This window comes from Limnohabitans sp. T6-5, assembly GCF_003063315.1.
Lineage (GTDB): Bacteria > Pseudomonadota > Gammaproteobacteria > Burkholderiales > Burkholderiaceae_C > Limnohabitans_A.
The window spans coordinates 735,716-750,122 of sequence record NZ_NERV01000003.1 but is presented as its reverse complement, the minus strand read 5'-3'; the positions used below and the strand labels follow the sequence as shown (position 1 = coordinate 750,122).

Annotated in this window: 12 protein-coding genes; 8 read left to right on the top strand and 4 right to left on the bottom strand. The window is 63.7% G+C overall.

Annotated elements, in window-relative coordinates; all coding sequences use genetic code 11:
* Nucleotide 1 precedes the first annotated feature (1 nt).
* The 8 genes from B9Z51_RS15175 to B9Z51_RS15140 all read left to right on the top strand — a co-directional run bounded on the left by B9Z51_RS15175 (nucleotide 2) and on the right by B9Z51_RS15140 (nucleotide 9,454).
* On the top strand, nucleotides 2-3,388 hold the full coding sequence (locus B9Z51_RS15175) for a DUF2126 domain-containing protein (protein WP_108375928.1): 3,387 nt from the start codon (nucleotides 2-4) through the stop codon (nucleotides 3,386-3,388).
* A 14-nt stretch (nucleotides 3,389-3,402) separates the two neighbouring features.
* Nucleotides 3,403-6,075, top strand: a complete 2,673-nt coding sequence (locus B9Z51_RS15170) for a circularly permuted type 2 ATP-grasp protein (RefSeq protein WP_108375927.1) — start codon at nucleotides 3,403-3,405, stop codon at nucleotides 6,073-6,075.
* Between the two features lie 12 nt (nucleotides 6,076-6,087).
* On the top strand, nucleotides 6,088-6,987 hold the full coding sequence (locus B9Z51_RS15165) for a transglutaminase family protein (RefSeq protein ID WP_108375926.1): 900 nt from the start codon (nucleotides 6,088-6,090) through the stop codon (nucleotides 6,985-6,987).
* 392 nt (nucleotides 6,988-7,379) lie between these two features.
* Nucleotides 7,380-7,838 carry a RidA family protein gene (locus B9Z51_RS15160; RefSeq protein ID WP_108375925.1) on the top strand — a complete coding sequence of 153 codons (459 nt, stop codon included), beginning with the start codon at nucleotides 7,380-7,382 and terminating at the stop codon, nucleotides 7,836-7,838.
* Between the two features lie 13 nt (nucleotides 7,839-7,851).
* Nucleotides 7,852-8,115, top strand: a complete 264-nt coding sequence (locus B9Z51_RS15155; protein WP_108375924.1) for a DUF2164 domain-containing protein — start codon at nucleotides 7,852-7,854, stop codon at nucleotides 8,113-8,115.
* The gene (locus B9Z51_RS15150; RefSeq protein ID WP_108375923.1) at nucleotides 8,112-8,315 is read left to right on the top strand and encodes a hypothetical protein; all 204 of its coding nucleotides are present in this window, start codon (nucleotides 8,112-8,114) and stop codon (nucleotides 8,313-8,315) included. The genes B9Z51_RS15155 and B9Z51_RS15150 overlap by 4 nt, the downstream gene beginning before the upstream one ends.
* A gap of 6 nt (nucleotides 8,316-8,321) precedes the next feature.
* Nucleotides 8,322-8,900, top strand: a complete 579-nt coding sequence (locus tag B9Z51_RS15145; protein ID WP_108375922.1) for a flavin reductase family protein — start codon at nucleotides 8,322-8,324, stop codon at nucleotides 8,898-8,900.
* A 38-nt stretch (nucleotides 8,901-8,938) separates the two neighbouring features.
* Nucleotides 8,939-9,454, top strand: coding sequence for a DUF1993 family protein (locus B9Z51_RS15140; protein ID WP_199227548.1), 516 nt, complete (start codon nucleotides 8,939-8,941; stop codon nucleotides 9,452-9,454).
* Nucleotides 9,455-9,485: 31 nt separating this feature from the next.
* On the opposite strand, the gene B9Z51_RS15135 is transcribed toward B9Z51_RS15140, so the two are convergent.
* The 4 genes from B9Z51_RS15135 to B9Z51_RS15120 form a co-directional block, all read right to left on the bottom strand.
* Nucleotides 9,486-10,211 carry a FadR/GntR family transcriptional regulator gene (locus B9Z51_RS15135; RefSeq protein ID WP_158272907.1) on the bottom strand — a complete coding sequence of 242 codons (726 nt, stop codon included), beginning with the start codon at nucleotides 10,209-10,211 and terminating at the stop codon, nucleotides 9,486-9,488.
* A 75-nt stretch (nucleotides 10,212-10,286) separates the two neighbouring features.
* Nucleotides 10,287-11,279 carry a Bug family tripartite tricarboxylate transporter substrate binding protein gene (locus B9Z51_RS15130; RefSeq protein WP_233254983.1) on the bottom strand — a complete coding sequence of 331 codons (993 nt, stop codon included), beginning with the start codon at nucleotides 11,277-11,279 and terminating at the stop codon, nucleotides 10,287-10,289.
* Nucleotides 11,280-11,322: 43 nt separating this feature from the next.
* Entirely contained in the window at nucleotides 11,323-12,417 is a 1,095-nt protein-coding gene (locus tag B9Z51_RS15125; RefSeq protein ID WP_108375920.1) for a phosphotransferase family protein, read from the bottom strand.
* A 360-nt stretch (nucleotides 12,418-12,777) separates the two neighbouring features.
* Entirely contained in the window at nucleotides 12,778-14,373 is a 1,596-nt protein-coding gene (locus B9Z51_RS15120) for a tannase/feruloyl esterase family alpha/beta hydrolase (RefSeq protein ID WP_233254982.1), read from the bottom strand.
* Nucleotides 14,374-14,407: the final 34 nt, after the last annotated feature.

Genomic DNA, 14,407 nt, shown 5'->3' with positions numbered 1-14,407 from the left:
TATGTCGATACACGTTGCCCTGCATCACGTTACCCATTACGAATACGACCGCCCCGTGCAGCTCGGCCCCCAGGTGATTCGCCTGCGCCCTGCGCCGCACAGCCGCAGCCGTATCCTGAGCTACAGCCTCAAGGTCGAGCCCGCAGAGCATTTCATCAACTGGCAGCAAGACGCTTTTGCCAACTACCAGGCGCGGCTGGTCTTCCCGAAAAAAACCACCGCTTTCAAGGTCACGGTGGACGTGGTCACCGAAATGGCCGTGTTCAACCCCTTTGACTTCTTTCTGGAACCATCGGCCGAAGAAGTGCCCTTCAAGTACTCGGACACCGTGCGGGAAGAGCTGCAGTCGTATCTGGACAAAGACCACAAAACCCCGCTGTTCAAGAAATACCTGGCCAGCATGGACCGCAAGCGCCAGCGCACCATCGACTTTTTGGTGCAGATCAACCAGCGCTTGCACCAAGACATCCGCTACACCATCCGCATGGAACCCGGTGTGCAAACGGCCGAGGAAACCCTGACCCTGAAAAGTGGCTCCTGCCGCGACTCAGCCTGGCTCTTGGTGCAGCTGTTTCGCCACATGAACATCGCGGCCCGCTTTGTCTCCGGCTACCTGATCCAGCTGGCCCCGGATGTGAAATCGCTCGATGGCCCGAGCGGCACCGAAGTCGACTTCACCGACCTGCACGCCTGGTGCGAGGTGTATTTGCCGGGCGCGGGCTGGGTGGGGCTGGACCCGACCTCCGGCCTTCTGGCGGGCGAAGGCCACATCCCGCTGGCCTGCACACCCCAACCTTCGGCCGCCGCCCCCATTGAGGGCCTGATGGACGAAGCCGAGGTCGAGTTCCACCACGAGATGAGCGTGACGCGCATCCACGAGTCGCCCCGCGTGACCAAGCCCTACAGCGACGAGCAATGGGCAGATGTGCTCACGCTGGGTGAACAAGTCGATGCGCAGTTGGTAGCTCAAGACGTGCGCCTGACCATGGGCGGCGAGCCCACCTTTGTGTCGACCCAAGACCGCGATGGTGCAGAGTGGAACACCGACGCCCTAGGCCCAACCAAGCGTGGCCTGGCCACCGAGCTGGTGCACAAGCTGCGCCAGCAATACGGCCAGGGTGGTTTTTTGCACTTTGGCCAAGGCAAGTGGTACCCGGGCGAGCAACTGCCGCGCTGGGCACTGAGCATTTACTGGCGTGCCGATGGCACGCCCTGCTGGCAAAACCCCGAGGTGTTTGCCGACGAACGCGAACCCAGCCACTACACCAGCGCCGACGCTAAGCGCTTCATGCAAGGGCTCACGGCGCATCTGGGCTTGAGCGCAGACACCGTGCTGCCGGGCTACGAGGACACCTGGTACTACCTGTGGCGTGAACGCCGATTGCCCGTGAACGTGGACCCGTTTGATGCACGGCTGGACGACGAGATGGAGCGCAACCGCTTGCGCCGTATTTTCAGCAAGGGCTTGGACCAGGCAATAGGTTTTGTGCTGCCCATTCAGCCTGTCGAAACGGCCTCGCCTGAGCTGACGGGGACGTCATGGCAAACCGGCCCTTGGTTCGTGCGCGACGAGCGCATGTACCTCATGCCAGGTGACTCCCCCATGGGTTGGCGACTGCCGCTGGACTCGCTGCCGTGGGCGGCGCCCACCGACCGCTGGCACCAAATCGAACAGGACCCTTTTGCCCCCCGGACAGCATTGCCTGCCGCCCCCATCACGCTGCAAGCGCGCCACGCCAGCGCAGCGGTGAAAGCCGCCGCGCCTGTCAAATTCGAGTCCGACCCGTCTGTGGTGCGCACAGCCCTGTGCGTGGAAGTGCGTGACCCCCAGCGCGCCAACGGCCCCCAAGTCGAAGCCGAGGCCATGGCCAAGGGCGAGAAGTCGGGCGTGCTGTATGTCTTCATGCCGCCCTTGGCCCGCCTGGAAGACTACCTGGCGCTGTTGAGCGCGGTCGAAGCCACAGCGCTGAAGCTGGGCATGAAGATCGTGCTCGAAGGCTACCCACCGCCACGCGATCCGCGCCTCAAACTGCTGCAGGTCACGCCCGACCCGGGTGTGATCGAGGTCAACATCCACCCGGCCCACAACTGGAAAGAGTTGGTCGAGCACACCGAGTTTTTGTACAAAGCCGCTTTCGAGACGCGCCTGTCTGCTGAAAAGTTCATGACCGACGGCCGCCACACGGGCACGGGCGGCGGCAACCACATGGTGATGGGCGGGGCCACGCCCGCCGACAGCCCCTTCTTGCGCCGCCCCGAGTTGCTGGCCAGCTTGGTGCTGTACTGGCACAACCACCCGAGCCTGAGTTATTTGTTCAGCGGCATGTTCATCGGCCCGACCAGCCAGGCACCGCGTGTGGACGAGGCGCGCAATGACCAGGTCTATGAGCTGGAGATCGCGCTGCGCGAGATCACCCGCAACCGCCAAAAATACGGGACCGACATGGCACCTTGGGTGGTCGACCGCACCCTGCGCAACATCCTGGTCGACGTGACCGGCAACACCCACCGCAGCGAGTTTTGCATCGACAAGATGTATTCACCCGACAGCAGCACCGGACGGCTGGGCCTACTGGAGCTGCGCGCTTTCGAGATGCCACCGCACGAGCGCATGAGCATCGTGCAGCAACTCTTGCTGCGTGCGCTGGTGGCCCGCTTCTGGGACGAGCCGTATTCAGCGCCCGTGACGCGCTGGGGCACCGAGCTGCACGACCGCTTCATGCTGCCGCACTGGATCCACAAGGACTTTGACGACGTGCTCACCGAGCTGGGCGATGCGGGCTTCCACTTTGACCCCAGCTGGTTTGCGCCGCATTTTGAGTTCCGTTTCCCGCTGGTGGGGCAAATCCGGGTCGACGGTGCGGTGGTCACCCTGCGCAATGCACTGGAGCCCTGGCACGTCATGGGCGAAGAAAGCGGCGCAGGCGGCACCGCCCGTTATGTGGATTCGTCGCTGGAACGCATCGAGGTGCATGTGACCGGCATGAACCCGTCGCGCCACACCGTCACAGTCAACGGTAAGCCTCTGCCCTTGCAGCCCACGGGCGTGGTGGGCGAGTACGTGGCCAGCGTCCGTTACAAAGCCTGGAACCCGCCTTCGTCGCTGCACCCGAGCATTGGCGTGCACGCGCCGCTGACGGTGGACCTGGTGGACACCTGGATGAAGCGGTCTCTGGGCGGCTGCCAGTACCACGTCGTTCACCCCGGTGGCCGCAGTTACGACAGCTTCCCGGTCAACGCCTACGAGGCCGAAAGCCGCCGCTTGGCGCGTTTCTTCCGCATGGGGCATACACCTGGGGCGATGAAACAGCTGGCTGCACTGCGCCCCAACGCCACGCTGCACGCCAGTCCTGAGTTCCCGTACACACTGGATCTGCGCAATGCCTGAGCGACAATGGTTGAATGAATGAATCCCGCCACGGCACACCCCAGCCCCTGGACGCGCAAGCCATGAACTGGCTGACGCACCAGGCGCTGGCCGCGCCCGAGGGCCACTGGGACGAACTGCGCGGACTGACCCACACGCAGGCCCCAGCCACCTGCATGAGCGCGGCATGGCAAACCTTCATCCAGCATCTGGGCGCCGAAGGCCCGGACGGGCTGAACGCCCGCATGGGCAATTTGCAGCGCCAGGTGCGTGACAACGGCATCACCTACAACGTGTATGCCGCCGCCGACCAACCGCAGCGCCCCTGGTCACTCGACCTGTTCCCACTCATGGTGCCCGAGGCCAATTGGCAGCAGATCGAAGCGGGCGTGCTGCAGCGCATGCAGCTGCTCGAACGCATCATGGCCGACGCCTATGGCCCGCAAAACCTGGTGCTGAGCGGGCAATTGCCTGCGGCGCTCATCCAGGGCCACCCCGCTTACCTGAGTGCCATGCACGGCGTGCCGCCTGTGGGGGGCCGCTATTTGTCGCTGGCCGCGTTTGACCTGGCACGCGGGCCGGACGGCTGCTGGTGGCTCCTGTCGCAGCGCACCCAAGCGCCTTCGGGCCTGGGCTACCTGCTCGAAAACCGGCTCATCGTCTCGCGGCTTTTTCCGCAAGCCTTTGAAGGCTTTCCGGTGCAGCGCCTAGCCGAGACCTACCGCACGCTGATCGACGGCATCAAGGCGCGCAGCCCAGCTGGGGCCTCGGCCCACATCGCCCTGCTCACGCCCGGCCCCTACAACGAAACCTATTTCGAGCACGCCTACCTGGCCCGCTATCTGGGCCTGAGTCTGGTGCAAGGCAACGACCTGACGGTGCGCGATGAACGGCTTTACCTCAAGACCTTGCAAGGCCTGCAGCCGGTGCACGGGCTCTTGAAGCGGGTGGACGACGACTGGCTCGACCCGCTGGAGCTGCGCGCCGAATCGACGCTGGGCGTGCCCGGCCTCTTGCAAGCGGTGCGCAGCGGCAACCTGCTGGTGGCCAACACGCCCGGCTCGGGTTTTCTGGAATCGAACGCGCTCTTGGGCTTCATGCCCTCCTTGGCGCGTGCGCTGCTGAACGAAGAGCTGCAACTGCCCGCCATCCCCAGCTGGTGGTGCGGCGAAGCGGCGGCCTTGCAAGACGTGCTGCCACGCATCCAGAGTTGCGTGATCAAGCCCACCTACCCCTACAACACCGACCGCCAAAGCTTCGAGCCGGTGCTCGGTCACCAGCTCAGCCGCCGCGAGCAAGACGAATGGGCCGGGCGCATCTTGCGTGACCCGGACGCCCACACCTTGCAGTCGTGCTTGCCGCTGTCGCACCAGCCCACCTGGCAAACACCGCCCGGCGGCCAGGCCCGGATCGAGTCGCGTCCGGTGGTGCTGCGCGTCTTTGCCGTGGCCGACGCGCAAGGCGGCTGGCAAGTTTTGCCCGGCGGCCTGGCCCGCTTGGGCACGCGCGATGGCATTGCCTCCATGCAACGCGGCGGCAGCAGCGCCGATGTGTGGGTGCAGAGCGCATCGGCCGCACCTGCAAACGACACGGTCGCGCCCGCCACGGCCGCCCCGCCTGAGCCCACTGCGGCCAGCGAAGCAAAGCCGCCCCAAGCCGAGTCGGCACAGCCCTCGGCCCAGATACTGGCCCAGCGCCAGCGCCTGGTCACAAGCCGCGCCGCAGAAAACCTGTTCTGGATGGGTCGTTACACCGAGCGCACCGAAAACACCTTGCGTCTGGTGCGCATGAGTCTGGAGATTTTGAACAGCGAAAACCAGAACCAGCCACTGCTTTTGAACTTCATCACCCGCATGGCCACGCGCCACGGCCTGGTGCGCCCGGGTGTGCCTGCCGCCGCGCTGTCGCACCGCGTGTTTGAGCGTTCGCTGATCGCTGGGCTTTGGGACAAGACCTTGGCCACCAGCGTGGGTTTTAACCTGCGCTCGGTGCGGCTGGCCGCCTCTTCGGTGCGCGAGCGCCTGTCGCCCGAACACTGGCGGCTGCTGGAGCAAGCCGAATCGCGCTTTTTCAACTCGGTGGCCAGCGACAACTCGCAAGACACGGTGGAAGTGCAAGCCCTGCTGGGCGAAACCAGTCAGATGCTGGCAGCGCTCACTGGGGCGCAAACCGACCGCATGACGCGCGACGATGGCTGGCGCCTCTTGTCGATTGGCCGCCACATCGAGCGGCTGGAGTTTTTGTCGAGCGCTCTGAGCGAAGCCGTGCAAGGCGGCCTGATTGGCGAGCAAGCGGGCTTTGATGCGGTGCTGGACCTGTTTGACAGCACCATCAGCTTCCACGCGCAATACCAGCAAAGCCGCACGCCACAGGCCCTGATGGACCTGCTGGTCACCAACCCCGACAACCCCCGCGCCCTGGGCTGGGTGGCGCACACTTTGCGTTCGCGCCTGCTGCGCATGGGCAATCTGGCCGATGGCGCCACCGTGCCGCTGGCAGGTTTGGTGCCGCGTTTGGTGGACCTCACGCCCGAAGCCTTGTGGCCTCTGTACAGTGCGCCCGATGCCCACTTCATGGGCTCGGCCCAGCCCCTGCCCTTGCATGCGGCTTTGGGGCATTGCCAAAGCGCCGCACGGCAGGTGTCCGACCAGCTGTGCGCGCTGTTTTTCACCCACAGCGGTGAAGCCCGTTTCAGCTTTGGCGCTTGATCGATTGTTCCCATGCGTCTGGCCATCACCCACGAAACCCGATACAGCTACAGCCCGGCCGTGCAAACCGCGCAGCATGTGGCGCACCTGCAACCGGCCAACTCACCCTGCCAGCAGGTGCTCAACCACCACCTGCATGTGGAGCCCCCAGCGTACGTGCACCACAGTGTGGACGCCTATTGCAACCACCGCGCCTATTGGGCCTTGACCCACCCGCACGACGGCTTGCTGGTGCGCGCCTACAGCGAACTGAACACCTCAGTGATTGAACCCGCCACGTCATCTCAAAGCTGGGAATCGGTGCGCGAGCATTTGCGCTACCGGGGCGGGCATCCGGCCGACGTGAACAACGGCTTTGTCTTTGGCTCACACCATGCGCCCGTGCACGAAGCCTTTGCGGCCTACGCACAAAGCAGCTTTTCACCCGATCGCCCCTTGATGCAAGCCGCGCAAGACCTGACGGCGCGCATGCACCGCGACTTCACCTACGCCTCGCAAAGCACCGACATCAACACCCCGGCGCTCGAAGCCCTGCAGGCCAAGCGCGGCGTCTGCCAGGACTTTGCACACATCCTGCTGGCCTGCCTGCGATCGCTGGGCCTGCCCGCCCGTTACGTGAGCGGCTACCTGCTGACCCAGCCGCCGCCCGGTCAAGCCCGTTTGATAGGCAGCGATGCCTCGCACGCCTGGGCCTCCGTGTATCTGCCCGAGCTGGCCAGCCACGCCTGCCAGGGCTGGCTCGATCTGGACCCGACCAACAACCGATGCGGCCTGGCCAGCCCCGGCCTGGACTATGTGCGGCTGGCCGTGGGCCGCGATTTTGCCGATGTCTCGCCCCTGCGCGGCGTGCTGCAAGGCGGCGGCGAACACACGCTGGAAGTGGCGGTCACCGTGGCGCCGATGGACGGGTGAAATTCACGGCATCCTCGGCACGGGCACGTTTACCGTCCATGCCCCGTGTCGGGCTCTATGGATCAAGCCGTCAACGTCGGACTCTTCGAGTACCGACCTACACCATCACAGCGCCACATCCCGAACCAGGGCTCCTGCCGTCTTGTAGGTCGGTGGTCGAAGACCCCGACATGCGCTCGCTTGCCGCCCATGCCCGTGTCTGTCTCTGTGGGGCAATTCGACAATATCGGACTCTTCGAGTACCGACCTACACCATCACAGCGCCACATCCCCGTTGTGTGCCAAAGCCACAAGGTCAAATGCTGGCGGCGCTTCGGCGACAATCTGGCCTGTTTTCTGTCTTTTCAGCGCCTGCTGAACTCTTACTTTTCAACTTGAAACGACCCCTTGCCATGAGCGTTTACGACACCCTCAAATCCCTGAACATCGAACTGCCTCCGGTGGCTGTGCCCGCTGCGGCCTATGTGCCCTTCATGCAAAGCGGCAATTTGGTCTTCTTGTCCGGCCACATTGCCAAAAAAGACGGCAAGGTCTGGGCCGGTCAGCTGGGCAAAGACATCGGCACAGCCGAAGGCCAACAAGCGGCCCGTGCTGTGGCCATTGACCTGATGGGCACCCTGCACGCCGCCGTGGGCGACCTGAACAAGGTCAAGCGCATCGTCAAGGTGATGAGCCTGGTCAACTCAACCGGCGACTTCACCGAGCAGCACCTGGTGACCAACGGCTGCAGCGAATTGCTGGGCCAGGTGTTTGGCCCGCAAGTCGGCGCCCACGCCCGCAGCGCTTTTGGCGTGGCGCAAATCCCGATGGGTGCCTGCGTCGAGATCGAATTGATCGCCGAATTGGCTTGACGCCCTCGGCACCATGCCCATTGAGCTGAGCAAAGAAGACCGCGCCCAGGCCATTGCCAGCATTGAGCGCTACTTTGAAGCCAACTTCGAGCAACGCATCGGCAACATTTCTGCCGGCGCCCTGCTCGGCTTTGTGCTCGAAGAAATCGGCCCCTGCATCTACAACCGCGCGCTGAGCGACGCCAAAGAGCGCATGCTCATGCGCGTGGAAGACCTGGAATACGAAATCCGCGAAGACGAATTTCAATATTGGCAAAAATTCAACACACGCAAATGACTGCCAAGACACTTTTCACCCTGACGCTGCTGACCGGCTTGACGGGCTGTGGCCTGGTCTCGACACAAGCCGTGTACGAAGAAATCCGCGCCCAGGAAAAAACCAAGGCGGTCGGCACCGGTGCTGCGCCCAGCAATGGCTTGCCGCGTTACGACCAATACCAAAAAGAGCGCTCCGGCCTCTCCCCCGAGGCCCGTTGACATCCCATGCAAACCGTTGACCTGAAACATGCCTACCGCCTGCTCAACCACGGGCCCACGGTGTTGGTGGGCAGCCAGCATGCAGGCCGCAGCAATGTGATGGCCGCCGCCTGGGCCATGCCGCTGGACTTTGACACGCCCAAGATCGCAGTCGTCATCGACAAGGCCACGCTGACCCGCGAGCTGATCGACGCCTCGGGCGTGCTGAGCATCAATGTGCCCACCGTGGCCATGAAAGACCAGGTCATGGCCGCTGGCGGCATGAGCGGCAAGAACCACGCAGACAAATTGGCCCGCTGCCAGATCAGCACCCTGGCCGCACCACACACCGGCGTGCCGCTGGTGCAAGGCTGCATCGCGCAACTCGAATGCCGCGTGCTGCCCGCCACCGCCCATGTGGCAGGTCCACACGATTTGATCCTGGCCGAGGTGATCGCCGCCTGGGCCGACGAACGCGTTTTCACCGAAGGCCGCTGGCACTTTGAAGACGCCCCGCCCGAGCTGCGCAGCCTGCACCATGTGGCAGGCGGCAACTTCTACGCCATTGGCGAGCCCGTGCGCGCCCTGCCCGTGGCGAATGCCTGACCTTGTGCCTGACCCTTCATTTCCAACAGGAGACTTCCATGACCCTTTCCATGTCCAGCGCCAGCTTGCCCGTGTGCACCCGCATGCTCACCAACCTGAGCCACATCCTGGCCAAAGCCGAGCAGTTTGTCGAAGCCAAAAAGATCGACCCCACAGCGCTGACCACTTACCGCCTGGCGCCTGACATGTTCCCTTTCACCCGCCAGGTGCTGATCGCCTGCGACGCAGTCAAAAACGGCGTGGCCCGCATTTCAGGCGTGGAAGCGCCCAAGTTCGACGACACCGAAACCACGCTGGCCCAGTTGCAAGAACGCATCCAAAAAACCCTGGCTTTCATTGCCACCGTGCCTGCTGCTGCGCTGGACGGCACCGAAGACAAAGAAATCACCTTCCCTGCAGGTCCGGGCAAAACCCGCACCATGACTGGACAGGACTACCTGACGGGCTGGATGCTGCCCAATATGTACTTCCACATCACCACGGCCTACGCCATCCTGCGGCACAACGGTGTGGAAGTGGGCAAGGTCGATTATTTGATCGGCGCGCAGGGCTGAGACCCTGCCAGACCCGGGGTGCCCGCTGTCTTCAGGCGGACTCGGGAATGGGCGAATCAAAGTCCAGCCCGGCAAATTCGAACCCCCGCTTGTGGTCCATCAAATGCTTGCGGGTCCAGGCCACAGCCGATTCGGCATCGCCTTGCTTGAGCGCGTCGTACACATGGCGGTGCGCTTCCAGCAAGCGGGCGCCTGACTGGGGCAATGCAGGCGCAATGGCCGCATAGCCCGAGCGCATCAGCAAACTCACGGGTGCACGCGCCAGCAACAAGGCCTGGTTGTGCGTGGCCTCCGCGATCAGTGACTGGAACTCGATGGTGGCCGTGATGGGCGACTGACCGCTTTGCACCAACACTGCGGTGTGTTCCAAATTGCGTTCGAGCTGCGCCAATTCTTCGTCGTTGATGCGTTCGGCCGCCAAGCTGGCGCACATGGGCTCCAGCGTTGACGCAACTTCCCAGACATCGCGGTAGCTGACTTGATGCATGCGCAAGGCCCGCTCGGCCGCGTGGGCCAGGTCAGCGTGCTTCGGAATGGTCACCACCAGACGCTTGCCCACGCGCTGGAGCAAACCGTCTTGCTCCAGCTGGCGCAAGCCTTCGCGAATGGTGGATCGGTGCACCCCAAAGCGCGTGGCCAGGTCAGCCTCGGTTGGAAAGGCCTGCCCGGCCTGGACCTCCCCGCGCACAATGCGCTGGCGCAAATCGTCCGACACCACGCGGTAAGCGGGGGTCATCTGCAGTTTGGGAATGTCCATCATCGGGTCGGCACAAAAAAGAGATGGCGCATTGTAGGAGCCACGCGGTCGCATGGCGCCTGGACAGCCACTGGATCAGTCGGCCGTGAAGCCCGAAGCCTTGATGACTGGCTCCCATTTCTTGATGGACGCGTTCTGGCGGTCGATCAGCTCCTGGGTGGACTTGCCCACCGGCAGGTAACCCATGGCGACCAGCTTGTCCTTCACATCGGGCATGGCCATGACCTTGGCCAAGGCCTTGTTCCAGGCGTCCACTGCATTGGCGGGTGTGCCTGCAGGCGCATACAGCGCGTTGAAACCAGCACCACTGATGGCCGGAAAGCCCAGCTCGGTGAAGGTGGGCACATCGGGGGCCTGCGGGATGCGCTGCTCGGTGGACACCGCCAGCATCTTGATCTTGCCAGCCTTGTGGTTTTCCACCTGGCTGCTGGCCACATCGATGGACGAGCTGATCTGACCGCCCATCAGGGCCAGGTTGATCGGGGCACTGCCCTGGAAGGGCACATGCTGCATGGGCACGTTGATGGCGTTGCCCAGCAGGATGCCAAAGAAGTGGTGCGGTGCGCCCAATGCGGGAATGCCGAAATTGGCATCCTTGGGATTGGCCTTGGCCCACGTCACGTACTCTGCCCAGGTATTGACCTTGGGGGCTGTGCCCACAGCAAAACTGAAAGCGAACTCAGCCGCGGTGCCAATCGGCACGATGTCTTTCTTGGGGTCGTAGTTCAGCTTTTTGAAGGTGAAGGGGTACAAAGCCGTCAGGGCGTCAGGGCCCAACATGACCACGCTGCCATCTGCAGGCGAAGCCTTGAGCGCATCCACCGCAATGCGGCCACCGGCACCAGCCTTGTTGTCCACCACGATGGGGCGGTTCAGCTCGGTCTTGGCTTTGTCGGCAATCAGACGGGCGATCGCGTCAAACGAGCCACCGGCCGGGAAGCCTACGATGATCTTGGCGGGTGCGCCCTCTTGCGCACTGGCGGGCACAGCAAAGGCCATACCCAAGAAGCTGACCAGCAAGGTGCTGAGGCTCAATCGGCGAGTCACAGGGCTGTTCAATGGTTTCATGTTTGTCTCCTTTGGGGTTTGAAAATCCGGGGCCAGAAAACGATCAAGGCAAAGGCTGGTCTTGGGCGATGGCCCAGCCCCACTGCGCCACCGGCTCGGCCATGGCGGCAATCTCTTTGGCCGTGGCGTTGGACGCCGTGCCTTCGCGCTCGCGCTGCCCAATGCCTTGCAGGATGGCGCTCAGGCGAAACAGGTTGAAGGCCAGGTAAAACGGCCAGTCTTTCAGTACGGCCTGCGTGTCCAGCCCCATGCGCTCGGCATAACTGGCCACGTAGTCTTGCTCGGCGGGCAGGCCCAGCGCAGGCAGGTTCTGGTCACCGTAGCCGCGCAAAATGCCTGCGGGCATGTGCCACGCCAAGGCGCTGTACGACAGGTCACTCAAAGGGTGGCCCAGCGTGCACAGTTCCCAGTCCAGCACCGCCACCACTTCCGGGCGTGTGGGGTGGAACATCAGGTTTTCCATGCGGTAGTCGCCGTGCGTGATGCAGGTGTGCTCTGCGCCATCGGCCCCGGCCGGGATGTGCTGCGGCAACCAGGCGATCAGCTGCTCCATCGCGGGCACGGGTGCTTGGCGCGTGGCCTGGTACTGCTGCGTCCAGCGGCGGATCAAGCGGCTGTAATAGCCCTCGTGTCGGCCAAAGTCCTGCAAACCCAGCTGCCGCCAGTCCACCTGGTGCAAGGCAGCCAGCACGCGGTTGGCCGCCATGAAGTAGGCGCTGCGCTCGGCAGCGGGCACTTCGGGCAAGGTGGCATCGCGAAAGATGCGGCCCTGCACAAAGTCCATCACGTAAAACGCCACGCCGATGACCGACTCGTCTTCGCACAGCGCCCGCACGCGCGGCACCGGCACATCGGTGCTGGCCAGCGCCTGCAGGATGCGGTATTCGCGCTCGATGGCATGGGCCGACGGCAACAACTCGGCCGCAGGTGCGGGCTTGGCCCTGAGCACCCACGACTGCCCTGCCCCGTGCAGCAACCACGACGGGTTGGATTGACCGCCGTCCATGCGCTCAGCGCGCAATTGCGCGTCCGCACCCGGCACACGCGGAGCCAGCCAGGCCACCAAGGCAGGCAGGTTCAGGGACCCGCTGGCCGACTTCGGCGTGGCCTGGGGGCGGTCAAGTTCGGTGGTGTTCATTGAAAATAATTGTCGGACAATCCGTCCGAAAATTAATTCAGTACAAACCCTTGCTGTGCCCACGAATCGGTTCCTGAAGGAGCGACCAGCGGACCTGCCGCATCAATCCGGGGGCTTGTCTCGTTGATCCGGCCCCGTGATGGTTGAATTTTTCGTGGATATTTCAGGCGCGTGTGCCTCGCCTGTCGCCCACGGGGTGGGCTCCTACAAGGAGAAAAGCCAGCGCCGACGCGGTGGGCTGCAACGAGCCGAGGATGTTTTTGTAGGAGCGCACCCCGTGCGCGATGGGCGTGGCATGGCGATACCCGAACCATCGCCCACAGGGTGGGCTCCTACGCAGGCAAAACCCAAGCGCCCACGTCACCGGCAGCTGAAGTTGCTTGCATCCTCAGGGTTGCCTGTGCCTTTGTAGTGCGCGTATTGCGGGTAGGCGCACAGCGGGCGTGTGCGGCCCGGGTACACCGCTGTGCCGCTGGCGGGCACGCTTTGGGGGGCCTGGCCTTTTTCAACCCAGTCCACCAGGCTGCCCAGACCATCGATGCTGTCAGTGGCCGCGCCGCCTGCACAGTGGCCCATGCCAGGCACCAGGAAGAGGCGCGCAAACTCATTCGTCTTCGGGCCGTTCTGGGCCGTCAGGCGCTGGTAGTAGTCCACCATCTCGTCGGCCGAGAAGATCGGGTCGGCCATGCCGTGGATGAACATCAGCTTGCCACCACGCGCCTGGTAACCCGTCAACTTGGCATCGTCGGCCGTGTTGAAGATCCACGCATGCGCATCCATGCGCTGTGGGTCCCGGTCAAAGTCAAACTTGTAAATACTCAGGCTGCGGTCGGGCGGCGTGACAAAGTAGCCCTGCAGCGCGTCTTCCATCAGGAACACATGGCGCGAATTGGCCTTGCCCGTGGGCGAATTGCCCAGCTTCCACATGCGCCAGTCGTTTTGGGGGTAGCCAATGCCCGCATCCCAAGGCCAAGAGAAATACAGCGGCTGGCCAGCCGAGTTCTTAGGCCCTGTGAACATCTTCTTCAGCGCACCCACTTGCGCGGGGGCCAGGCAACTGTCGTCTTTCGGGCCCTTGCACTGCAAGGCCGCCACATCGAATTTGCAGGCCGCAGGGTTCGACACCAGGCCATCGGCCACACCATCCTGGGCGTCGCACGCGTCCAGAACGCCTTTGCGCACCAAGGCCAGATCGCCATCCGACAGCGCCTGACTGAGCACCGGTTGGCCGTCTGCGCCTTTGGGCGCAATGGCCTGCAGCGCTTGCGTGTCCCAGGTCGCCGCAATGGTTGCGCCCTTGGACACGCGCATGGCCGGGGCCATGGCGATCACACCGTCAAAGTAACTCGGAAAGCGCTGGGTGAACATCATGGCCTGACGCCCACCACCCGAGCAGCCGATGAAGTAAGACTTATCAGCGGGCTTGCTGTAGAAGCGCCGGATCAGCTCTTTGGCCGTCACCGCCACCTTGTCGTGCGCGTTGTAGGCATTGTCGGTCCGGGCGATGGGGTCAAAACCGAAATCGGCCGTGGGCCCTTGGTGCCCGGCATCGGTCGTGACCACGGCGAAGCCGCGGTTGAGCGCATAGCCAGGTGCGGCTTGCGGCCCCACGGCAGGGCGCACCACGCCGTCGTTGCCGCCACCGCCCTGGTACAAAAAGCGGCCGTTCCAGGCGGTGGGCAAGCGCAGCTCAAAGCCGATGTGGTACGGCTTGCCGTCCTGGCCCATGCGCTCGGCCATCTTGCCGTTCACCTTGCAATGCGCCACCAGTGTGGGGCCTGCTGAAGCACCCGGCGGGCGCGTGCTGTCACCCGCCACAGCTTCGGTTTTGAGGGTCATGCCTGGCAAGGCTGTGGCCGCAAAAGCGGCGCAGTCCGAGGTCTGCGCCCAAGCCGCACCACTGGCAGACAACAGCGCGCCCAGGATCAACGTCGTATTCAATTTCAGTTTTTGCATGGATGACATTCCTTATGACGGCTGTTCGTAGGGT